The following is a 21,834-nucleotide window of genomic DNA, read 5'->3' on the forward strand; positions in this document are numbered from 1 at the left end:
TGCCGGGATCGCGGCTACCGCGATTTTTGGGGGTATTTGGAAGACCGGTCGCGCGGCGCGCGACCGGTTCGGCTTGGGAGAGCAGTCAGCAAGCCGGTTCCTGTGGGACGTATGCCCGCAGCTGCGGGGGCAGCCAACGTCGATCTTTAAAGAGCGTTTCGGCATAGGTTGCGGCGTCGCCCTTCTTCATTTTCACCGCCTTCGCCGCTTCATCATCACCAATGGCTTCTTTGATGGCCGTAGCGATCTGGTCTTTGCTGACGCGCTTGAAGAAGTTTTCAGCGGTTGGCGTGAACCAGTCGGCCATATCGAGGGCGAGTGCTTGGCTCAGCACCTTGCCATGTTCGAACGCCCGCCCTCGGTCGGAGAACTTCTTCTCGACCACGTTGACGCCTTTGGCAGCGGCAGCCGCGAGAAGGGACAGCAATTCGTCGGTGGTCTTGTCCGTCAGCCAGTCCCAAAGATCGCTTGGGTTGCCTGGAATGGCGTGGCCAAGGTTCTCCCACATGCTGGCGAACTCGACGACCGGAGCGTAATCCTCGTAATCAGAAATGGAGCCTTTGAGATATTCGGGGGTGACGCTGACCTGCACGGCGCTCTGTTCCCGCGCGTAGCTGTACCCCACACGCAGCAGCAGGGCATGAACGACCGTCACAAGGGCAACGTCCGGGTTATTGGCAAGGGCAACACGCAGCGCTGCGGTTTTGCGAGCGCTCAAGTCCTCGACCAGTGAGAACGACAGATCGTCCAACCCGGCGCTCTTTGCTGGTTTCGCCACGACACTCCGGTCTGTTCCTTCGTCCTCATCCTTGCGCTCGTCCTGCTCGGCCTCGGCGCTATCGTCCTTGGGCCCGCGCGACATCATTCCGCGCTCGATACGGAATTTCCCAAAGTTGCTGATGCTGAGGAATGCGCCAGCGGCCAGATAATCGGCTTCGGAGTAGACGCGGGTCTTGCGGTCAAGCTGCTCGATTTGCTCGTGCAGCGCGGCCTGTCGCTGCTCCCGTTCCTGCGGCTCCAGCGTCGCCCCCTCGAAATCGAGGCTTTCCAAATCCGCTTCCAGCCCATCAAGCACGGCCTGATCTTCCGGCGATAGTTCGGTGTCGGTGGGGTAGACGCGGACAGAACCGTAATACCAGTCGGGCAGGGTCTCGAAGAACTCAACCCATGCCCAACCTTCGGCCAAAAGCTTGGTCTTGGCAGCGTCCACCTCTTTGTTAAACAGGGCTTCCAGTATGTCCGGGCTTTCGATGACCCCGCTGCCACTCTCATCAAACAGGTCTTTGTGCAGGACACCGCCTGCCTCTAGATAAGCGGCCTCTCCGACGACGGCAAAGCGCGGCGTATCGGTTGTGGTCTGCTCGGCCAGCAGCGTGCGCCGAATTGTTGCACTGTGGCGGCTCCACTGGCCAAGATTGTTCCAGACTTCCAACTGGCGCGCGTGATCGTCCACCACGGTGAAGGCTGCCAACTGAGACAGTTCCATCTCGCCGGATCGGAAAAGCTCACGCAATTCCGGGGCGGTCTTGGCGAGGGCAAGGCGGCGCTTCACAAGGTTTTCAGTAACACCAAAGCGCGACGCGATCTGATCGGGGGACTTGCCCTGATCGCTGAGGGCGTTAAAGGCTTCAAATTCGTCGAGCGGGTGCATGGCTTCGCGCATGACATTTTCGGCCAAGCTCACTTCGACCGCGCTGTCCTCGTCGCGCATCTGGCAATTGACGGGGTGATCGGCCGGGATCGCGCCACGCTCCTGCAGCAGTTTCAGTGCAGCCAGTCTGCGACCACCAGCAGAGACGAAGAACCGCCCCTTCTTGCCGGGGCGGACAACAAGGTTTTGCAGGATTCCAACGCTGCCAATGGAGGCGGCAAGGCTCTCGACACTGTCGGGCGCATAGGTCTTGCGGACATTTTTGGGATCGGCGTCTAGCTTGTTCAACATGATTGGCTGGATATCGGTGGGGGTCATGTTTGCTCTCCTTGGTCCCGCGAAGCGGTCTAGCCTTTGCCCATCGGGCAGGGGCCCCGCCTCTGCCCTCTAGGCGTCGCCAATGAGACGGTGAGAGGGGGGCAAGTGCGTAGACGGGGAGGGGGCTCACCCACCCGAAGGGGCTAGCTCCTGCAACGGACGGCCGCAGGCCGGGAGTGAAGGATGGGGATACCCCGTCGGAGCTCTTGCAGGGGAGAGAGGCGACGCCTTTCTCCCCTCGATCTAACAAACTGGTGGTATGGCCTTTGGCGCGGACCTGTCCGCGCCCATGCGCAAGGGATCGTGACCCGAATGGGCCGAAACCCATCATGGGGTTCGGTGGAGCGTAGCGAAATAGAGCCTGGTCCCCCCGGGGGATGCGCCCTGGGCAGTGGACCGCTAAGCTAAGCGGAGCCTTTAGTCATCGTCGTCGCTGTCCGGCAGCGTGTCGATAAACTCCGGTAGTTGGCCATTTAGGAGCCAATCCAGCAGGGGCTCGTCCTTCAGCACAGAAGCAAAGTAGATGTGTCGCCATCCGTTCTTTCCACGGCGCGCCTCTAGCTTGCGGAATGACTGGATCTGGTGAACGACGTTCTGGTCGAGCTCGCGCATGTTCGCCACGATACGTACCAGGTGACCGTGCATTTCTTTTACAAAATGAACGAAGCGAGGCTGTAATTTCAGCCCGGCCACATGTCGTAAGAGGAGCGCCTCAAGGTCGGCCTCTAAACCGTCTATTGGCACCAGCTCGAAACTGTGCGGAGCCTCATAGGGCTGTCCAACGACAATTCGCAGCACCCGATTTTCCACGAACTGGTCGAAGTAGGGGTGGATGAAAATCCGAAGATCGTCTTTGTCCAAGGTCTCGGTCAGCTTGTGCCCCTGGCAAATGTCGCACATCGGCGACAGGTTCGCCGGTATGACCGAAAAATGCGGAAAGTCCGTTTTAGGAAGGTAGTGGTCCAGGGTGAATGGCGTTCCGTCCTCGCCGCAGGACGGGCAAATCTGGAGTTTCTTCTCGCGCATAGCGCTAAGGACGAGCTGATGGGCGTGCCCCTCGGCCGGTGAATTGTACAGCGTCAGAAACGGCGTGGGGTTAGCTAGGCTTTCGTCCCACTTTTTGATCACTTCCGGATTGCCGGCGGCATCGATGAACGCCTGTACACGCTCAGTCCAATCATCACCTATTTTGGCGAAGAACTTCGCGTTCACACCCTTGGACCGTTCAGCGATGATCTCCTTGAGGAGTTCGACACTGCCTTTTTCAGGCAGATCGAGCTTGGTCACCACTTGCCAGCCTCCATGGCGGTGATCTGCACAATGAGCTCTTCATTGATGTCATCGCCTAAGGCCTCAATGAGGGCCTCTGCAGTTCCGAATTTTTTCAATTCCGCGCGCAGCCACGCTTCGTGCGGTTTTGCTACACGCTTGTCCTCAAAGACGTATGATGTGATGCGCTGCACGTCGCCGCCAAAGGTCTCAAAAGGCGGGTTGGAAATGTGAATCTCATCCTTGCCCCGACTGAAGACATGGACGCAATCAGCGGGGGTTTCACGCACCGTGACAACGGAGTGGGTGGCCAAGAGAGCTTTGGATGAATATGCCGCGAGGATTTCCTTGAGCATGCCGACAAACCTGATCTCCAGTGTTGGATGGAGGAAAAGCTCTGGCTCATCGACCAGGATAAGGCTGTTTTGCCGTATCGCGCCCAGGATGTTTATGACGATGTAGGAGAAGAGACGTTGGCCTGAACTTAGACCAACTGGCTCCCCATCCTTGAAGAACGAGACCCCCTCGGCCAAATCCACTCCGGACCGGATGGACTCCGGCACGAGGTTTTGGACACGGTCGGCTGATATGCGAATATAGCGACGAATGAGCTTGCCATCCTCGACTTCTATGATCGTACCACGTCGGCCGAACCGACCAGTGGTCATGGCATCCGTATCTGCGTCATCTTTCAACGCGAGGGCAGCGAATTCGAAATCGATCGCCGAACCCATGACGGATTCCATGGTTTCAATCTTGGCCGACCATTCCTGAATGCGGCCGAAACGTTGGTCATGAGATAGGGCGTCGATCAACGAACTTGCCGCGTTAACCTTGGGAATGGCCCGGGACAATTGGACAGGCCGCGGGGAGTCGGTTTCGGTGCCACCAGCGCGACCTCTGAGGCCGAAATACCGATAGAAACCCAAATCCTGGCGATCGGCCTGCTCCCCATCTGTCGCATCGACCGGGAACAGTTCGAATGGACTATACGACACCACGACGAACTGGCTGGCACCGGGCGGAGTGGTAAAGCCGGGTTCGTCTGCCGGCGTGTCGCCGTCGTCGAGCCAGGAATCCACCATTTGCCGGAGGAGCTGGGACTTGCCGACCCCGTTAGGCCCGATGACGACGTTGATGTCGCGCGGAAGCAACGTGTTGGACTCAAACGGCAAAGTCATGTCGCGCAAGACACCGTCGACGTCTCGATACCGAAAGCCAATGTCGACCAGCGCGGTTTTTCTGCCGGCCAAAATATGCCAATTGTTTGAGAAGGCCTGCTGAGCACCACGCTCGCGGAGCAATGACGCATCAAATGCCGGGTCTGCGATGAGGTTGATGGCTCGATCATCTTCCAGATTGCGCACGAGGTAGCTCGCATCGCGAAGCTTTTCCGCCACTCCTTGAGCAACTTCACTACCGGCAATGCCGATGAGCTGCTCATAGAACACAGTAGAGGTGGTGACCGAGATATAGTCGGCGTCTTCAATTGGAAAACTGCCGTTCCACCCGTTTTGCCGTCGCTCGACAAGGTAGGAGTGGGAATAGGAGTGGCCGGCGAACATGATCTTGACCGGGCCGAGCTCCACCTCCTCGCCGCCAATCACACACAGCGTCGGAAAGCTGGTGCGATTCCCATAGTCATCCCAGTTATTATAAAGCAGGACGATCCCGTCCTTGCCAGATGCGGTGAATGCCGAAACCGCTGCATCATCCGACCCAGCATACAATATCTTCATCGTCCCCCCTGATCAGCCAATAGCAATTGGCCGAAACTCGTCCCGGTCTATCGGCGTAAAAACGGCGCTAAGCGATTTTCGTCGGCGGCAGCAATCCACCTGGGGGGAATGCTTTTGGCTTCGGTATTGCCGGAGGCGAAGCGAGTAGGGTGCCTATGACCGGTGCTGCATCGGGATATTCGGGCCTGATAGCAGGTCGATAGTCACCTGTGCCCAATTGCCAGAGCGAGTCAATGTTCGCCAGATAGAGCCCAACACGGTGTTCGCTATCACTGATGATGCCCTCGTAAATGCTCTGGTGGGGGTTTCCGGGTGAGCGATCGAAGCTGCCAAGGTGAGCCGTCCAGGGGTCGGGCAGCTCCTGAGCAATTGCTGCAATTGCTGATCGATATTTCTCCGTGTCCGCCTCTGAGCCCTGAAAGTAGAAACGGGCAGCAACTATAGCGGTTAGCGTTCCTTTTCTCTCGCCAATGAACTGAACGGGGGACAACAGTCCGGCCATGTAAATTTGCTCAATCGCATCGATAACTCGGGTGTCGTGATCTTCGTCCCATATAACCGCAAAGTCGTGAACTTGGGGGAGGGCTAGGGGGCGACGCGTCACATCGAGCCATTCAACGCATCTGAAGATCGAGTAGTGCGTCCCGCGGCCGATCGAGCCGATAGGATTGGGCTCATCGTACAAACACGTGAAAAGGTTGGAATATTGCGGCACAGCAGTCATGGCCAAACACCTGGGTCTGAGGGTTGATGTGAATTCCTTCACGGCCGCCCCAATTTCGTCAGGGCCACCAATCGCCGGTGAATATATGCCGCTCCGGGGCGTTATGCGAGCCCTTAGATACAGCAAGGCGGAGCACGCAAGCTCCTGCAACGGACGGTCCATGGCCAAAATTGGCGGATTCCGTGACGGCTGCTTGGGCTGGTTATTCGCCTGACCGGCAACGAAGGTGTTCGCACGCAGTTCGAGCACATCGGCAAGGACACGCTCGAGGTGGTCTACGTTACAGTTGCCGAACACACGCTCGAACAGCTGCGCACGGCAATCGATGAGGGCCCAAGTGTCACGGGCGGCATGAACGGTGTGCTGGGGCGATACATCGATGAACGCAACGGCGAGATCGTGGTCGAGTTTGAAGCGGACAAGATGGCCGCGAAATCGGCCGATCGCCAGGCGAGTGAGCGGATGGTCGCCGCGACGCTCGGAGTGCCTGTGTGCTTTGAGGCGGGCGAAGCGGCGGTTTTGAACACGGTATATGCCAGCGGCACGCTGACCAATGCCGGCTGCACCACCGGCTTTACTGTTATCACTCCGCAAGCAATCAGAACGGTGTGCTGACGGCGGGCCACTGCCAATTGTCGAGTGGCTTCGGAAGCGCAGTAACCCATCGGTTCCCCCGGGACCTCCGATACTCGGGGTCTCCGGTCCCGGGGCCGCGCACTGCGCGGGCCGTGGATAACAGCGGATCTTGGGTGCAATCGCTAGATGCGACTGCGGGCGCCGCGCTGCCAGCCGATTGAACCTTCGATTCCGGTGTGCGTTGAGCAGGATCGCGAAATTAGCCAATGGAGAGTGTCGTGCCCAACACCAAGCAAGATCGTGCCCGGGTTGCCGGGCAGCAGGACCATGAAGTGCAATACGAAGCCGATAAGACCGGCGCGTCAAAGTCCGAAGTCAAAGACGCTGTGAAATCGGAAGGCAACAGCCGAAAGGCGGTCGAGAAGAATCTCGAGGACAAGTGACTCCTGTACAGCTCCGGTTGATTTCCGATGACCAGGCAGCGGAGTTGACCGACAGCATTCTCGTCTCGGTGGGCGCCGAAGATCCAACAGAGGTGACGTCAGGTGTGATCTGGATGGCAGAGGGCAACATCGGCGCTGACCAAGGCCCTTTGTCGGTGCCTGACGCGCTTGCCCTTGCGCAGACACTTGCGGATGAGCAGGGCAGGGACACCGTTTACATCACGCTCCAACCCGATACGTTCGAGTGGCTAGACGAATGGGGCAAGCTTGACTGATGTGCGGTCGATTCACGAACGAAATGACTTGGGCCGAGATCCACGCGCTTTACAGCTTGAGCAATGAACTGTTCCCGTTGGGGCCGCCGTCCAACTTGCAGCCGCGCTACAACATCGCACCGACCCAGACCATCGATTTCGTGCAGCTGGATAAGGGTGGCAACCGTGAATTTCACCGTGGCCGCTGGGGCCTTGTTCCTTTCTTTGCAAAGGAGGTGGGGAAGCTGACCACCTTCAACGCCAGGATAGAGACGGTCGATACCAGCGGCGTGTTCCGTGAGTCCTTCAAGCGTCGGCGGGCACTCATTCCTGCAGACGGGTATTTCGAGTGGACCACTAATGCCGAAGACGGAAAAAAGGACCCGTGGCACCTTCAACTCCCAGGCGGCGAGGGCTTTAGCTTCGCAGGCCTTGCGGCGCACAACGACAATCTAGAGCTGTCCAGTTGCACGATCATCACCGCGCCGGCACTGCCGCATATCGAACACATCCATACCCGCATGCCACTGATCATTCCGCAGTGGGCTTATGACAGATGGTTGTCGGCTCAAGACCAGGGCGATGAAGCCAAAGGCTTCTTGCTGAGCAGCCAGATCGATAGCCAGCTGGTGTTCCATCGTGTCGACCGCGCGGTTGGGAATAGCCGCTACGAGGGCACCGATACCAAAAAGCCGATCCTCAACTCTCTATGACGACCGACTACCAGACCTTCGGCAATTCGTTCCATCGCGTGGCGTACCGGGGCGAGCGCATGTCGAATTTCGTGGTGAACTGCGATTTCGCTGCAATAGCGACCGCCGCCGGGACCACTGTCGCCCGGCCCCAACGCTTTTTCGCCGCGTCCATGGCCGCCACGGCTCGAGCTGCCCGATCGTGGTTGATGTGATCGAACAGGGCGCGTTGCCGTTCAGCGGGCCGCACCAGGTCCTGCGTGATGATCCCCGCCTGCTGCAGCGGTAACCCGAGATCCAAAGCTGATCGACGGCGCGGCGGGCCGCCCGGAACAGCTCGAGGCTATCGTTGGTGGCTTCTGCAATATCGACAGTCAGGGACACAGAACGGCGAGGACCGTCCTCATCGAAAGGCGAGGTATGCATGAAGACAGTGACGTGATCGGTCGCCAGATCGGGCCGACGTAGCTTTTCCCCCAGCCTGTTGGCGTAGGCGGACGGCTTGTTTCGGTCACGCTTTGAGATTTCAACACGGTTTTGCTATAGAGCGCTTGCGAGGCAAAGGTTAGCTGCCAGCCTCGCAAGCGCGGTCGTCGTAGCCGCCACGCCCGATCCCGAAAGGGATCGGGCTTTAGGTTTCGGGTCCCAGGTGGGCGTGCGTGCACACAGGACCTAGTGCTCTTCTCCTGGTCATTTTGATCTCCATATCTCGACTAGCCGGCGACCGGCGGCGCCGGAATTTCTTTGGGGGCGGCGGGTTCCGCTGCAGCAGCGGCGACAGCCGCCGCAATCGAATTCGCTTCCGCCTGCGCTTTCCAAACCTCGTGAACGGCCTCGATCTCGCCGAAAGCACCGACCTCCATGAGGCGGTCGATAAAGCGCGAGTAGATGCCGTCCTGAACCATCTTCTGACCGCGCATCCACTCCATGGCGGCATTGGGGTTCAGCAGGAGGACGTAGTGGAATTCACCGGTAGGACCTGGCTTTGTCTGGATCATCCACAGATCGCGCAAGGTGCGCATTCGCTTCCGCCAAGTATCAACGGCGCGTTCACCCAAAAAACCAGCCTCGGCCGCAAACGTCGCAGGGTTCTCGATGACGACTACCGGATTGTCCGGCGATCGAGCCCACAGACAGAGTAGCGTGTGCCCCGCAGGCTGCCCCTTCGACTGAGCATCGATTGCCTGCATGACAATCGGCATCGTCCGCGGAACAGTGGTAAAGCCGTCGTTCGTTTTCCGATGCCAGATCCAGCTCGAATGAAATCCAGGGAAGTGGAGCTCCATCTGCTGCTTTGATCGCTCTGCCATATTGAGGCGCTTGGCGGTCGCCTGTCGTCCGTTTGCCATTTTGATCTTGCTTCCTTGCAACCTCGGTGTGAGCTGAAAATGGCCGTGTGTGCGGCAAAAAACAACGAGGGGTTGCGCCCATCAGAACGCGCTATTGAAACAGCTATATTAGGGGTTCAATGTTGGCAATCCCCATCACATGAGGTGCATAGAATCGCCTGTACTGCGCGAAACCGCGCACCCAAATCCAAATTAAGAAGGTTTTACAACGCCTTGAAGTTGCGCCCGTGTGCTCGCGTGTTCCGGTGCTTCGGGTATTCCCCTGTGCTCCGTGATGCTCCCGGGGTTGGAGGGGGCGCGGGGGAGGGTTGGAACAGCACGAAATCGCGAGAAATAGGAGGGGCCGCTAGGCCGCCTCCTTGAGCTCTTCACGGTTGACGAGCAGGTACGCGCTCGCTTCGGCTGCCTTGCTGGCGGCGGTGACGAACGCTTTGTGGTCGTTCTTGAGCACTTCGATCCAGTTTGCGAGGTACTTAGCGTGATCGGCCCTGGGCTCAATGGTGGAGCCGGTCCTGGCGCTGAGGAACGCAGAGCCAAGCTCGGCAACCAGCTCCTCGAATGCGTAGGCAGCATTGCAGAAGCGCTTTCCGAATTCGCGGTCGCAGCGGCTTGCGTGGCCGGTCCAGTGCATCAGCTCGTGGAGGGCGACACCGTATTATGCCTCGGTCGGCGTGCTAGTGGAGGTCTCGGTGAAAAGCTCGCGGGGCGGCAGGACAATCTCGTCGGTTGACCGCTGGTAGAACGCCTGGTCTCCCTCGTGGAGGATGCTTGTCTCGCTTGGGGCGAGCCGCTAACTGTCGGTGTGGGGGAGCGCCGAAGATGTTAATTACGCGCAGCAACTACGAGCGCGTCTATCGCGTGATTAATTCGATCCTTCTGAACGAAGGCGCCAATCCTGCAGTGGCTTGTGTTTTCTTCGCTGGGTTCGGCTCTTACATCCTGCAGCGGCATTTCGGAATCCACGCGACACCGCGCGGCGGGCTGGCCGCGTATCGGTTCGAGGGTGATGACCTAGTGATGTTCGGCGAGATGGTCGATGGCGGATTCACTGGCGACGAGGACAGCTTTCATTGCTGGCTCGAGGCAGACGGCTGGGCAATCGACTTCATGGCTCCAGCGTTCGCGACGCTCAATCCAAGCAAGGCCATACCGGCTAAGATGTTCCAGCGGCCGCTTTCTGCAATGGCTCGAACGCTGGATGATCTTAAACGGCCTGGTGATTTCTTTCTGCGCTCGAGCGACTTTTCCACGGCCAAGCATATGTCTGTGCTCACGACACGCCAGGCATATGAGGACATGGCCGAAATCGCCGTGCAGTGGTTCCGGAAAGACCCAAAGAAGATGTCGGCGACGATCGCCATCGGCGATCAGAGCAGGCGCGTAAAGCTAGTTCCCCTGGTCGGCGAACCACTACGCGGAACTTGGTAAGGAATCGGTTTCCTGACCGGCAACTTTGGGGTGGATTGCGAACGGTCTGCTTATAGATCAGAAGTCGGGGAAAGCAGACATAGCCTGGCGGGAAACGCGAGGCCGTTTTTCGCCAGACCGCCTTGCAGGCAGCGAAGGCACGAGCGAACAGTAAGAAGGTCTGTTTTGCTATGTAGATATAATCTGTCTAGTAAACCGTGAATAGTTCTCAGCAATATTGTGCCATCCACATGTCCCTGCCAGATATCGATTTTAGTGATATACGCTTGCATAGCAATCAGGCCGATGCATTCGAGGAGCTGTGCTGCCAACTCGCCTCGGACGAGGCATCGTCGAATAGAGTGGGGTTCGACCGCAAGGGACGGGGCGGCGATGCTGGCGTAGAATGCTTCGAGACTCTCGCCGACGGCTCGGAGATCGGCTGGCAGGTCAAGTTCTACTGGGACATCGACTCGATGCTGCGCTCGCTCGGCAAGTCGCTCGACACCGCGCTAGTCAAGCATCCCAAGATGCGCAAGTTCATCGCTTGCTTCCCCTTCGACCTTGCCGACGCCCGCAAGGACAGCACGACGACCGCGCTCGAAAAATGGAACGCCTGGCGCGAAGAGCGGATCAAGCAGGCCGGCAACACTGGCCGGGCGATCGAGATTGACCGCTGGGACGCACACGCCCTGCGGAAGCGGCTGACCAGCAGCAATCCGCGCGCCGCGGGCCGCATCGCCTTCTGGTTTGATCGGCAGCTCTTCACAACTGACTGGTTCGAGGGGAAGTTCGCGCGCGCCAGGACCGGACTCGGCGAGCGTTATGATCCCGAAGGCCATATCGATCTCCCAATCGGCCGCGCAATCCGCGCCGTCACCGGCGACCCCACCTTCTTTGTTGAGCTGGGCGAGCTCGGCGATGCGGTTCGTCGCGCTGCGGACGAGGCGTTCCCAATTGTCGGGACGCCGGTTGCAGACGCCTGCGACACCGCCGTCGCGGCGCTCCATGCCGCCGCCCAGTCCCGCATTGTGCCGGCCGCTTCGCTTTGCGAGGCGGTGCGCGCCGCCGCCGATGGGGCCTTCGCGCTTCATGGCGAGCTGGATGCCGCCAATGGCGAGCGCGATCCGAGCACGGCGATGGGGGCGATGTCAGACCTGGCGGCGCGGCTTCGCGGCATCCTGGCTGAGCTTCGCATGCCGCATTGGGCATTGCTCGACCGGCGGTCGTTGCTCATCCACGGCGCCGCCGGCAGCGGCAAGTCGCACCTCCTCGCCGACGCCTGCGCACATCAGCTGGCGGCGGGCTGCCCGGCATTGATGATCTTGGGCGGCACCCTCGCCGACGACGAGCCCTGGAGCCAGATCCTCAAAGGGCTCGACCTTCCCCGCCATCTCGAAGTCAGCCAGTTCCTCGGCGCGCTCAATGCCGCGGGCGAAGCGGCCGGGGTGCGCACCCTGATCGCAATCGACGCGCTCAACGAGAAGAACGGACAGGCGATCTGGCCCGAGCGGCTGGCGGGCCTGCTTCACGACATCGAGCAATTTCCCTGGATCGCCGTCGTCCTGTCATGCCGCACCACCTATCTCGAGCTGGTGATCCCCGACACGCTCGACGCCGCGAAACTACCGCAAATCGAGCACCGCGGCTTTTCGGTCGAGGAAGTGCGCGCCTATCTGCGGCAGCGCGGGATGACCTTGCCCGAGACGCCCCTCCAAGTTGCCGAGTTCCGCACCCCCTTGTTCCTGCGGCTGTATTGCGACGCGCTCGACGTCGAGGGCGAGACGCTGCTGGCACGCGGGCTGGGCGGCGTCACCGACATCTTCCGCGCCTACACCGACGCGGTGGCGCGCCGCGTGCAACGCCAACTGAAGGTTCCGCCCGGCCGCAGTCCGGCCGTGCAGGCGCTCGCCGAGCTGACGCGCGAGATGGCCGACACCGGCAGCGCCGACATCCCGCTCGACCGCGCCGAGGCGATCGTCCGCGCGGTCCATCCGGGCCGTTCGGCACATGAGGATCTGCTCTTCCAGCTCGAGAATGAAGGGATGCTTGCGGTCGATCCGATGTTCACCGCCGCGGGCGGGACCGTCCAGGCGGTACGGTTCACCTTCGAGCGGATGGGCGACCATGCAGTCGCGGCCGACCTTCTCGCGCGTAGCAGTGGGAGTGGCGCGGCCGACCTCTGCGCGGCCGGAACGCCCTTGCGCGCAGCGCTCGACGACGACGACAGCTGGATCGTGCCCGGCCTGCTCGAAGCGCTGGCAGTACAGTTGCCCGAGGGTTTCGGGATCGAGCTGCCAGACCTCCCCGGCCTGCCGTACGCATCTATGCCCGACCATGCGTTCGTGCAGAGCCTCCAGGCGCGCCGGCTCGACGCGCTCACCGCACGGACCTGGGAATTGGTCGATGCAGTCGGCGGTAATACCTTGCGCTATAATACGCTGATCGCCCTCGCCACCGAGCCCGGCCACCCTAACAACGTGTGGCATCTCGACGCCGAGCTTCGCGAGCTGTCGATGGGCGGACGCGATGCGCGCTGGACGATTCACCTCGCCCAATCACCCGATGCAGCGTTTCATCTGATCGACTGGGTCCGCGCGGCCGACCCTGACGTCATCGCCACCGAACGTGCGGAGCTCACCGCGACGCAGCTCGCCTGGTTCCTCACTGCGACGCACCGGGCGTTGCGCGATAAGGCGACCAAGGCGCTGGTCGTGCTGTTCGCCGACCGCGCCGCGCTGGCGACGCAGGTTTGGCGGGCCTTCGCCGGGCTCGACGACCTCTACGTCGTCGAGCGGCTCGGCGCCGCGCTGTTCGGCGCAGCGATGCAGGGGCGCTGGAGCATGGAGGAGCTGCGCTCCGTCGCCGGGATGTTGCACGCAGACCTGTTCGCCGGCGGCAGTCCCCTCGCCAACAAGCTGCTCCGCGACCATGCCTCGGGCCTGATCGGCTATGCCGCGGCACAGGGCGCGCTGCCGGCGGAATTCGACTTGGCTTCGACCAGCCCGCCCTTCTCGAGCGCCTGGCCGATCGAGAAAATCTCCGAGGAGCAGATGGAGGCGTTTAAGGTCGCTTACGGCGAGGGTGGCGGGCGCCATCGCGACACGATCGTCGCTTCGCTCAAGGACGGTGACTTCGCGCGCTATATCCTCGATTCGGTCGCTCGTCGCTTCAGCCCAGCACCACGCGGCACCGACCCGCTGCCCACCGCGAATGATTTGAGGGACCAGTGGCTCGCCGAGTTCACTGCCGGCGCGAGCGAGGCGGAGCTTGCCGCCTACGACACGCTCCAGGCCGCGTTCGCCGCGATCAAGGGGGAGCGGAACGGGCCGGTCCATGCGGATCGGCGCGACGACCTCCGCGCCGCGAAGCGCGCCTTTCGCGACGCCATCGGTCCCAAACGGTTTGAGGACTGGCGCGCGCGCGCCGAGAGCTGGCGCGACGAAGGAATGTACCAGGGTTTTGCGGCGCGCGGGCCGGCCGAGTTCAACCTGGCCTGGGCGCGCCGCTGGGTGACGTGGCGCGCGCACGACCTGGGCTGGTCCGAGGTGCTGCACCAGGAATTCGACCGGCTCATCGGCACCGGCCGCAACAGCCATGAGGTCGAGCGGATCGGCAAGAAGTACCAATGGCTCGCGACCTATGAACTCGCGGCGCGGATGGAAGACAATCTCGCGGTGCTGCCCGGCGAGGAGGAGGATGGACCAAGCGGGTTGCGCGACATCGACCCGTCGATGCTGCGCGAGCGCACCGAAGACGATGGCTGGCGCCGTCCGCGCGAGGCAAGCTTCTGGGCGCCTTATGCTCCGACCATCGACGCCGCCACGCCCGGCGAGGCGCTGGCCTGGCTCAATTCTAGCGCGGCGATGCTCGACGGCGCGGAAAATGTCGAGGTCGTCGACCGGGATGGCCGTCAATGGCTCGTGCTCACCGGGTTTGAGCTATGGGAGGAGGATCGCGACCAGGTTCGCTCGGAATCCTGGCGCAGGATCGGCTGCACGATTGTCCGCGCCGCCGACCTCGGGCAGCTGCTCGCCCGCCTCGATGACGTTCACATGACCGGGCATCGCGACATGCCGGTCGGGGGTGCCGACGGCTATCATCTGCATCTGGGCGAGCATCCCTGGGCGTGGTCCGACCGAAGCGACCATGGCTGGATCGAGTGGCGGCCCAATGGCGGCGACTGGCAGGCGCCTGCCTTGGCGGTGCGGCCGCCCACCGCCGAGTATACTGCAGAGAGCACTGGCTACGACTATTCGATCACACAGAACATCACCCTCAACCTGCCCGCGGGCTGGCTGATGGACGCGCTTGGCCTGCGCCTCTCCGACGGCCAGTCGATCGAATACCGCAATACGGAAGGCGAAGTAGTGTTCATGGATCCGTCTGTGCACCGCGTCGGACGAAGCGCGGCCCTAATCGACCGAGCCGCATTCCTCAACTTGCTCGCGCGCGAGGAGCTGGTTGCGGTATGGGCGGTGGCGGGCGAGAAAAGCGTGTTCGGCGAACTGCACAGCGATGGTTTTGGCGGCCGCCGCGCCTTCACCCGGTTGTTCCATTCAGACGGCGGCGCCCTTCAGGCGCTTTCCCGGTTCGAGACCTTCGAAAAGCCTTCCCGTCGCCAGCGCGCGATCCTTCTAGGTGAAGACGCCGAAGGTCTGGCTGACGACGAGAATAATGCCGATCTTTAATGTGACCGCAACTTCGCGGCAGGTAACTTAAACAAGCGGAACGGCAGCTTTAGGAAAAGCGCGATGACGGCCTGAACGTCAGAAATGGGTCGGTTGCCGACCGGCGCCTTAGGGTGGTTGCAGACCGACCTCTTTTAGGCCCGACAGGCGGCATGCGGACCAGCTTGATCGCCCTCTGGCTTATGCGCTAGCGTGGCGGCATCGACCGAGTGGCAACTAGGGTTCCGGACGGCTTTTCCGTTGCTGGACCGAGCGTTGCAGAGACCGCGGGAGTTCTGCGGCTGCACCCAAGGGGTAAAAACCCAGGGGAGGAGACGTCGAGATCAACCGGCGCATGGTGCGCCCTAGGGGATCTCAATGACGCTTACCTCACTGTTTCTCGTTGTCCTTGCGGCTTTCATTCACGCCAGCTGGAACCTGCTTGCCAAACGGGCCGCCTCGGTCGGACCCGTGTTCGTCTTTGCCTACAATTTCGTTGCGTGCCTCGCCTACGCGCCGTGGGTCGCTTATCTCCTGGTCCAAAGCTCGATCACCTGGACTTGGGAGGGCGCCAGTTTCGTACTTTTCAGCGGCCTCATCCATCTGGCCTATAGCCTGTGCCTTCAGCGCGGCTATCAGGTCGCCGACTTGTCGGTGGTCTACCCGGTCGCGCGGGGAACTGGGCCCATGCTGTCAACGGTCGGCGCCATTCTCATTCTCGGCGAGGTCCCAACGGGCCAAGGTTTGGTTGGCCTTGGGCTGGTCATGGCTGGGATCGGCCTGATCGCCTATCAGGGAGACCTGTCAGCCTTTCGGCGCCCAGGCGGACAGGCCGGTGTGCGGTGGGGAACGGCGACCGGTGGCCTCATTGCCTCCTACACCGTGGTCGACGCCTATGCCGTCAAGGCACTGGGGATCGCGCCGGTCGTCCTCGACTGGTTCTCCAATCTCCTGCGCTTCTTCCTGCTTCTGCCCATAGTACTGGCGCATCCGAGCCACGCTCTCGAACGCATGCGTGGCTATTGGTGGATCGCGATCGGCGTCGGCCTGCTCTCGCCGTTATCTTACATCCTGGTTCTCGCCGCTCTGACCACGGGTGCCCCGCTCAGTATCGTTGCTCCGATGCGAGAGATGTCGACGATGGTGGGCGCGCTGATGGGGATGCTGATTTTGCGGGAGACTGTAGGACCATGGCGGCTTGCGGGCTGCGTCATACTGATTGGGGGCGTGATCCTGCTGTCTGCGGGTTGATACAAGCATCAGCGTTTTAACCCCGTTGGAAGCTGCTGTCTGGGTCACTGTCGACGGCCAATGGGGGGACATACGACGATATGCTCTGCAGGCTCGACAACACCATCGTTGCACTTGGCGGCGAGACCGTGATCCCCCAGAAGCCCTAAGGCAGCTAGGCGTAGGAAAAAGTGCGGCTATCTGTCGGTCGCCAGCCTGCGCTTGGCTCCATTCTGATACCTCATTTTCCAATCTTGCCAGTTCAACGTTCGTAATCTTCGCCGCTGCCCTTGGTCCGGATTTGCTCCGGCGCCGGCGTTTCCCGGCGCTCCGCTTCCACTTGCTGCAGTTCATGCCGCTTTTCTGGTCCGGGCGGTCGGCCGAACTCACCACGCGATTGCACCTGAACGGCTTCGCCGTTCTTGGCCAGCTCGGCGGGAAAATCTGTCCTACTATGGACAACGAGGCTCTTACCGTCTGAAACGGTCACGGCATCGGCCGTGGCGAAGAAAATCCGCCCAGAGGTCGTCTGACCGGGTTGGGCGGTTTTCGTGTCATAGTCGTGGGGATCTTTCCCCACTCCGCCGATTGCGCGATTGGCGTCCCGCAGCGCAGCTCGACGGGCAGGGTCGATGCTGTCTTTGATGAGGTCGACCATCGCCCGGCTGTCCGGATCGTTGCTGTGGGCGATCGAAGCGGCAATCATGCGCTCTCTGGTGATGCCGCTCATGTCGACTTCATATCCAGCGTGTCGGCCAGCTTCTTTAATGAAAGCTTCCTGTGCCCGACCATTGCCCTCGCGGAAGGGATGCACGTAGTTGAGCTCTCCGAGGACCCTCCCGGCTTTTTCAGCGAACTGTTCTGTTGTCAGATTGCGTAGGGCGTCTTTGCCCGCCAGCGGCCTCAACGCCTCGTGCAGACCAAGATCGATTTTGCTGCCATGCAAAAACGCTGATCCGCCTTTTGAGAAATGACCGACCGGATCGACGCGCATCCCATCCACCATAGGCGTTTCGTTCCGGGTGTGACCGGCCCACTCATAAACGTCTTGGAAGATATGGCCGTGGATTGCCTTAAGGTGCGCCGCGTCCAGCTTGCCCTTTGGACCCAGGCTTTCGTTGAGTTCGCGCAGTCGCTTGTCGGTTGCGCGGTATTCTATCGGGCGAAGCTGGCTATGTCGGGTCAGCCCAAATTTGTTGCGCAAGACGCCCTGACGGTCCTTGTCGGTCGGGTGATCAGGATAGGTGTAGGAGCCATCCATATTGTCCACATTGCCTCGCAAAAAACTCGCGCGGGCAGCTGCGCGGACAATATCGGGGGAGGGGAGAACTAGCGACGTTCCGTCTGCGCCTCGGCGGCATCGGCAGATTTAAAGGCTGCAATTTGATCAGCGATCAAGGCGTCAATGGCAGCACTGCATTCCTCGCTCGTGAGGTCGCCAACGACATATGCCTCGTTGATGGCTTCCAACTGGGCATCGTGCACGTAGCCTTGGCGAGCATTGGATGCGCGGGCCTGATCTACTATGCTGCGGCGCTGTGCAACAGCGGCAGTTGAACGGTCGGGACGGGGTGCAGCAACCTCTGCGCGAAGAGCCATCTTCTCAATCTCCAATGGAGAAAAACGCTATCAGAACCAGCGTCAAAAGGCAATAAAACGGGCGTTCAGGCCTCCTTCGGAGGGGGCGAAATCGATCCGCAGGTACCTTATTCGCCCCCATCAGCTAGAGTTCAAAAGCTAGTTGCACCTGCTGCGCGTTGCCAACGGCGGAGGCAGACCTCACAGCCATTCGGTCAAGCTCGGCGGCTTTACGGGCGCGATCCTGCGCAAAATCGAAACAGACGATTTCGCAAATGATGCTCGTGTCTTTCCAGTCGTTTCTATAGATGGCCGTATCAACGCCAACCCCGGCCTCCATTTCAAATCCGGTTGTCTGGCTAAAGGCATGAGCCCGGCCTTGGGTCGTACGCTCGTAGTATGGTGCTCCCGAATAACGGAATGCAGCGGACTGCTGGGGCACGATAAAGGTGCCGTAATCTGCCAGCTCGGCGGCTATGTCGATCACATGATATTCAAATTCGGCGCCGCGATAACGCGGACCATTGCCGGAGCGCGCCATCTTGCCAAAGGGCGGATTGCCAATAGCGTAGTCAAAGCGCCCAAGGTTCAATTCGCGCCAATCGAAGACATCGGCACAAATCCACCGGGCCTCGGGCAATAGCTTGCGGCCCACTTCGACGTAACGCGGGTTTCGCTCCACGCAAACTATCTCGGTCAACGGATAGTCGTAACGCCGACGGTTCATTGCGCATGATGCAAGCACCCCAATTCCGGCGCAAAGGTCGATGATGCGCGGGCCTCCGACATCGAGCGCAAAATCGGCCGCAAGGCTCCAGGGCGTGAAAAAAGCGCCTGAAACTCCCGTATTGTGGTCCGCCCCCTCATGCCAATTCAAGAACGCGAAATCCTTCTCGTCGTCCGTTAGTCGACCCTTGGTCAAGAGCGCTACGGCTTCGGAATGGGCCTTACGCTGGGCTTTGGTCAGTTTTGCCACTTGTCTCTCCACTTTCTGCCTGCTGGTCCGAAGGACAGCACCGCTGTCCTTCGAGTTCGCGCGGAGCAGCGGGGAGAGGGGGGCAAGCTAAAAACCGGAAGGGGGATCACCCACCCGAAGGGGCGGCGGAGACGCCGATCCTGCACAAGCTGCTTCTTGAGGCAGTGAAGGAAGGATGGGGATGCCGGTTTTTCGCTTGTAGGGGAGAGGGGCGGAGCCCGCTTTCCCTCACCTAAGAAAATTGGGGACCCGCCCGCTCACATTGCGCTGCAGCAAAAAGGCAGCCTGCATTCCCAGCCGTGCAACGGGCGGTTTGCCTCGGCACATTGGATCGATAGGGTGCTGGACCAGATTGCTTGATACCGGAAGGCCGAGCCTAAATGAGTGATGGGGACGAAGCCTTCGATATGGCGCTGAAGATGCGCCAATGGTTCTTAGTGCCACACGCGGTCAGCATTCCGGCCATCGACAAGCTTGGGCCGCCCTATGCCCAAATTGCCTCTGCATTCCAGTCCAACATAAATGGCACGATAACGGTCGTTTCGGTGCCCTTCGCAATGGCTCAAGCCAACACCAGCGATCGGGCATTTCAGCGGATTTCGACCGCGGAGAGGATCCGCAGCGGCGTGCGCCCGAAAGCTGGCGCTGAGTACGATCCCCAGGAGCACGAGGCAATCAATGCAGCAATGCTGCGTGCCGGCTCGCGCTTTGCTGAGTGGTACACTTCAAAGGCCGGCCACGATGAACTCATCCGGGAGACGTCACGATACCTAATTGACGCTGCAAGTCATGAGCAGATGGGCGGTGCGGCAGCGCAACTTCTTCTGCATGGTATGTCGAGTCTGTGGACCACTTTTGAGGTTTTGGCGCGAGACCTGTTCGAAGCCCGTTTAAACAGCCACCCACAGGAAGCTAAAAGGCTGATAGAACAACCAGATGCGAAAAAACGCTATGAGCGCCATCTTCGTTTCACGCTGGACGATCTCGCCAGTGTGGGTTTCGACCTTTCCGCACAAATGGGCACTTACCTCACCCAGATGCAAGATCTGAGTGACTTCATCAGCGTGCGCGCCGCATTCGAGGCACTATTTCCCGATCGGGGTCTCTTCGCTAATGCGGCGACAAACAAGCGGCTGGTGACACTAAATGCCCAGCGACATCTTATTGTTCATCAAGGCGGACGGGTGGATGCACGCTATCAAAAGGCTACCGGGAGCAATGCTCCGATTGGCTTGAGGCTTGAAGTAACTCCTGAAGAATTCGATCTCAGTCTTCACGCCTGCGTCGAGGTGGGAAACGCTCTACTGCAGTGCATCGTAGAGCTCTAGGACCCCGAAGCTTCTTGCGCTCACAACTACCCGGGCGCTTCATGCCGGCCGCGAATTGCGGGACTAGAGGACTACCTTGCGCCACTGCCCTCCCGATCGGGCAGCAATAGCCTCTCGCAGGTATCGTCCCGAAGCGTCGATGTACGCCGATCGGCGATGTTTGAGCCGCATCACCGAGGGCCAAGCCGGCGGAGCCGTTCTCATCGTAAGTGTATGCACAAGCATGTTGTCGTGACCGTTGAAGTCGGGGGTATCTGTCACATCGTATCTGGTAAATTCCCCATCCGTATGGGCCTGGACAGCATAATAAACCTCAAGCCGCTTGCCAGGACGATGGGGCTCCGCAAGCCGAGCGGCCGCCTGCGCGTGCTCGGCACCGCCAACATCATCGAAGTAGAGGTTCATGTTGCAATTGAGTGCCTGGATCGCGTTCAGCGCCTGGATATCGCTGCGTCGACCGATACGCGTGACAAAGTGACTATGTTCCATCGAATAGATATCCCCATCGAAAAGAACGACAGCCAGTTCAGGGGTCAGCGGCATGAACATTACCGCGCCCGCAGATCCGACCCCGAACGAGATATTTCGGTTTTGTGGCCGAGCTTGATGCCACCTGTTGAGCAAAACTGCCGGATCGTCGGAGGTCACGAACGGAACCGAGGTATCATTACGCAGAACTCGCAACCTTAGATCGTCCACCATATCCATGGACTCGGCATAGTTGCGCATCGCTGCGATGATACCTGTCTTTATAAGCTCCTTGGTATTCGGTGGCGGTACTATGCCTGGATCCATAGCGGTAATGGCCGACGAATATTCCGCGACATGGCGTGCGCTGCTTTCTGTGCGTACATGCTGGAGGTAGATGAAGCGCTTAAGTTGAATTTCCTGTAGGTCGCTTACTGAATTAGGCGCGGCTTGAAGGGACGCAACGCATTTGGCATAGGCGCCTTCAACGGTCTGGATCGCGTCCTCCAAGGCGGCATTTTGCCCATAGAAATAGTCCCCAGAGCATTGATTGCGGACTGGTGCACCAAACACTGCTTTGCGAGACGGCACATGTAGCAGGTTGATCGCCCTGCCTTCACGACTATGAGTGAAGGGGCGCAGGTGCGCCTTGGGAACGAAGTGCTGGTTCTTGTTAAATGCCACTCTTGCTACCTTGCTGCGCACCAGGCGCCCAGCGACCGCGCCCCCCGATCGCCGAAGGCTTCGGCAAGTTCAAGAAGCCCCGACAGATCTAGGACCGACGGTCCTCGGTTGTCGACTCCGGTGAACGCCGGCCGGCAAGTGGCAGTGTCGCTCCTAAATGGCAGAATCGGCGAGACCCTTTTCGTAAAGTCCGAGCGCGATGAACTCATGGAAGATCCTCCGGTCACCGTCCGAACTTTCGACCTCCCTTGCGGGTACCCACCCACGGCAGTTCCTGCTGGGCAGCTGCCTGCCTAACTTTTTGAATTTTCGATATGGTTTCGCTGCTCAAAGGCTCGAATCCAGCGCTATGCGACCCGCCATGACCCTTTGGCTTGCTAGCATGCCCAAGCGAAAAGGTCGGTTCATACCAACCGCAAACCGAACAATAGAGCTTCCGGGCCAGATAAGCCCTGCCTTCGAAGAAGTCGAACGACCA

At 60.1% G+C, this 21,834-nt stretch carries 18 protein-coding genes and 2 pseudogenes; 8 read left to right on the top strand and 12 right to left on the bottom strand.

What is annotated here, in order from left to right; translation table 11 throughout:
• Positions 1-85: 85 nt before the first annotated feature.
• The 4 genes from IH615_RS11445 to IH615_RS11460 form a co-directional block, all read right to left on the bottom strand.
• Positions 86-1,969 (bottom strand): ParB/RepB/Spo0J family partition protein, encoded by a 1,884-nt coding sequence (locus IH615_RS11445; protein WP_291362000.1) that lies wholly within the window; start codon positions 1,967-1,969, stop codon positions 86-88.
• Positions 1,970-2,386: 417 nt separating this feature from the next.
• Positions 2,387-3,256, bottom strand: coding sequence for a hypothetical protein (locus IH615_RS11450; protein ID WP_291362001.1), 870 nt, complete (start codon positions 3,254-3,256; stop codon positions 2,387-2,389).
• Positions 3,253-4,977: an ATP-binding protein gene (locus IH615_RS11455; RefSeq protein ID WP_291362002.1), complete on the bottom strand. Its 1,725-nt coding sequence runs from the start codon at positions 4,975-4,977 to the stop codon at positions 3,253-3,255. Before IH615_RS11455 ends, IH615_RS11450 begins: the two co-directional genes overlap by 4 nt.
• Positions 4,978-5,044: 67 nt before the next feature.
• The gene (locus tag IH615_RS11460) at positions 5,045-5,701 is read right to left on the bottom strand and encodes a hypothetical protein (RefSeq protein ID WP_291362003.1); all 657 of its coding nucleotides are present in this window, start codon (positions 5,699-5,701) and stop codon (positions 5,045-5,047) included.
• A 270-nt stretch (positions 5,702-5,971) separates the two neighbouring features.
• On the opposite strand from IH615_RS11460, the gene IH615_RS11465 reads away from it, so the two are divergent.
• From IH615_RS11465 to IH615_RS11480, 4 genes are all read left to right on the top strand, one after another.
• A complete protein-coding gene (locus IH615_RS11465; RefSeq protein WP_291362004.1) occupies positions 5,972-6,316 on the top strand; it encodes a hypothetical protein in 345 nt (114 codons plus the stop codon).
• A gap of 239 nt (positions 6,317-6,555) precedes the next feature.
• The gene (locus IH615_RS11470) at positions 6,556-6,720 is read left to right on the top strand and encodes a DUF3606 domain-containing protein (RefSeq protein ID WP_291362005.1); all 165 of its coding nucleotides are present in this window, start codon (positions 6,556-6,558) and stop codon (positions 6,718-6,720) included.
• Between the two features lie 44 nt (positions 6,721-6,764).
• The gene (locus IH615_RS11475; RefSeq protein WP_291362006.1) at positions 6,765-6,995 is read left to right on the top strand and encodes a hypothetical protein; all 231 of its coding nucleotides are present in this window, start codon (positions 6,765-6,767) and stop codon (positions 6,993-6,995) included.
• Positions 6,995-7,687 (top strand): SOS response-associated peptidase, encoded by a 693-nt coding sequence (locus tag IH615_RS11480; RefSeq protein ID WP_291362007.1) that lies wholly within the window; start codon positions 6,995-6,997, stop codon positions 7,685-7,687. The genes IH615_RS11475 and IH615_RS11480 overlap by 1 nt, the downstream gene beginning before the upstream one ends.
• Positions 7,688-7,694: 7 nt before the next feature.
• On the opposite strand, the gene IH615_RS11485 is transcribed toward IH615_RS11480, so the two are convergent.
• The 4 genes and pseudogenes from IH615_RS11485 to IH615_RS11495 all read right to left on the bottom strand — a co-directional run.
• Positions 7,695-7,967, bottom strand: a complete 273-nt coding sequence (locus IH615_RS11485; RefSeq protein ID WP_291362008.1) for a DUF4113 domain-containing protein — start codon at positions 7,965-7,967, stop codon at positions 7,695-7,697.
• A 38-nt stretch (positions 7,968-8,005) separates the two neighbouring features.
• Positions 8,006-8,191, bottom strand: a pseudogene (locus IH615_RS22240) (hypothetical protein); the annotation flags it as partial.
• Between the two features lie 188 nt (positions 8,192-8,379).
• On the bottom strand, positions 8,380-9,015 hold the full coding sequence (locus tag IH615_RS11490) for a hypothetical protein (RefSeq protein WP_291362009.1): 636 nt from the start codon (positions 9,013-9,015) through the stop codon (positions 8,380-8,382).
• Positions 9,016-9,361: 346 nt separating this feature from the next.
• Positions 9,362-9,784, bottom strand: a pseudogene (locus tag IH615_RS11495) (zincin-like metallopeptidase domain-containing protein); the annotation flags it as partial.
• A 50-nt stretch (positions 9,785-9,834) separates the two neighbouring features.
• On the opposite strand from IH615_RS11495, the gene IH615_RS11500 reads away from it, so the two are divergent.
• From IH615_RS11500 to IH615_RS11510, 3 genes are all read left to right on the top strand, one after another.
• Positions 9,835-10,443: a DUF2026 family protein gene (locus IH615_RS11500; RefSeq protein WP_291362010.1), complete on the top strand. Its 609-nt coding sequence runs from the start codon at positions 9,835-9,837 to the stop codon at positions 10,441-10,443.
• A gap of 266 nt (positions 10,444-10,709) precedes the next feature.
• The gene (locus IH615_RS11505; RefSeq protein WP_291362011.1) at positions 10,710-15,113 is read left to right on the top strand and encodes a hypothetical protein; all 4,404 of its coding nucleotides are present in this window, start codon (positions 10,710-10,712) and stop codon (positions 15,111-15,113) included.
• A 357-nt stretch (positions 15,114-15,470) separates the two neighbouring features.
• Positions 15,471-16,343, top strand: a complete 873-nt coding sequence (locus tag IH615_RS11510; RefSeq protein ID WP_291362012.1) for a DMT family transporter — start codon at positions 15,471-15,473, stop codon at positions 16,341-16,343.
• Positions 16,344-16,584: 241 nt separating this feature from the next.
• Here IH615_RS11510 and IH615_RS11515 read toward each other — a convergent pair whose 3' ends face one another.
• The 3 genes from IH615_RS11515 to IH615_RS11525 form a co-directional block, all read right to left on the bottom strand.
• Positions 16,585-17,583 carry a Fic family protein gene (locus IH615_RS11515; RefSeq protein ID WP_291362027.1) on the bottom strand — a complete coding sequence of 333 codons (999 nt, stop codon included), beginning with the start codon at positions 17,581-17,583 and terminating at the stop codon, positions 16,585-16,587.
• Positions 17,584-17,651: 68 nt separating this feature from the next.
• Positions 17,652-17,921 carry an antitoxin VbhA family protein gene (locus IH615_RS11520; RefSeq protein WP_291362013.1) on the bottom strand — a complete coding sequence of 90 codons (270 nt, stop codon included), beginning with the start codon at positions 17,919-17,921 and terminating at the stop codon, positions 17,652-17,654.
• A 124-nt stretch (positions 17,922-18,045) separates the two neighbouring features.
• A complete protein-coding gene (locus IH615_RS11525) occupies positions 18,046-18,876 on the bottom strand; it encodes a methyltransferase (RefSeq protein ID WP_291362014.1) in 831 nt (276 codons plus the stop codon).
• Between the two features lie 380 nt (positions 18,877-19,256).
• Between IH615_RS11525 and IH615_RS11530 the strand changes: the two genes are divergently transcribed.
• Positions 19,257-20,204, top strand: coding sequence for a hypothetical protein (locus tag IH615_RS11530; protein WP_291362015.1), 948 nt, complete (start codon positions 19,257-19,259; stop codon positions 20,202-20,204).
• A 63-nt stretch (positions 20,205-20,267) separates the two neighbouring features.
• Here the strand turns inward: IH615_RS11530 and IH615_RS11535 are convergent, their stop codons facing one another.
• Entirely contained in the window at positions 20,268-21,356 is a 1,089-nt protein-coding gene (locus tag IH615_RS11535) for a DUF4238 domain-containing protein (RefSeq protein WP_291362016.1), read from the bottom strand.
• Positions 21,357-21,834: the final 478 nt, after the last annotated feature.

The sequence above is a fragment of the Devosia sp. genome, from assembly GCF_014860165.1.
Taxonomy (GTDB): Bacteria; Pseudomonadota; Alphaproteobacteria; order Rhizobiales; family Devosiaceae; genus Devosia.

Bases quoted from the DNA above. Each gene is read 5' to 3' on its own strand.
- IH615_RS11490 (WP_291362009.1), bottom strand. From the start codon at position 9,015: ATGGCAAACGGACGACAGGCGACCGCCAAGCGCCTCAATATGGCAGAG.
- IH615_RS11445 (WP_291362000.1), bottom strand. From the start codon at position 1,969: ATGACCCCCACCGATATCCAGCCAATCATGTTGAACAAGCTAGACGCC.
- IH615_RS11480 (WP_291362007.1), top strand. From the start codon at position 6,995: ATGTGCGGTCGATTCACGAACGAAATGACTTGGGCCGAGATCCACGCG.
- IH615_RS11530 (WP_291362015.1), top strand. From the start codon at position 19,257: ATGAGTGATGGGGACGAAGCCTTCGATATGGCGCTGAAGATGCGCCAA.
- IH615_RS11520 (WP_291362013.1), bottom strand. From the start codon at position 17,921: ATGGCTCTTCGCGCAGAGGTTGCTGCACCCCGTCCCGACCGTTCAACT.
- IH615_RS11460 (WP_291362003.1), bottom strand. From the start codon at position 5,701: ATGACTGCTGTGCCGCAATATTCCAACCTTTTCACGTGTTTGTACGAT.
- IH615_RS11515 (WP_291362027.1), bottom strand. From the start codon at position 17,583: ATGGATGGCTCCTACACCTATCCTGATCACCCGACCGACAAGGACCGT.
- IH615_RS11455 (WP_291362002.1), bottom strand. From the start codon at position 4,977: ATGAAGATATTGTATGCTGGGTCGGATGATGCAGCGGTTTCGGCATTC.
- IH615_RS11500 (WP_291362010.1), top strand. From the start codon at position 9,835: ATGTTAATTACGCGCAGCAACTACGAGCGCGTCTATCGCGTGATTAAT.
- IH615_RS11510 (WP_291362012.1), top strand. From the start codon at position 15,471: ATGACGCTTACCTCACTGTTTCTCGTTGTCCTTGCGGCTTTCATTCAC.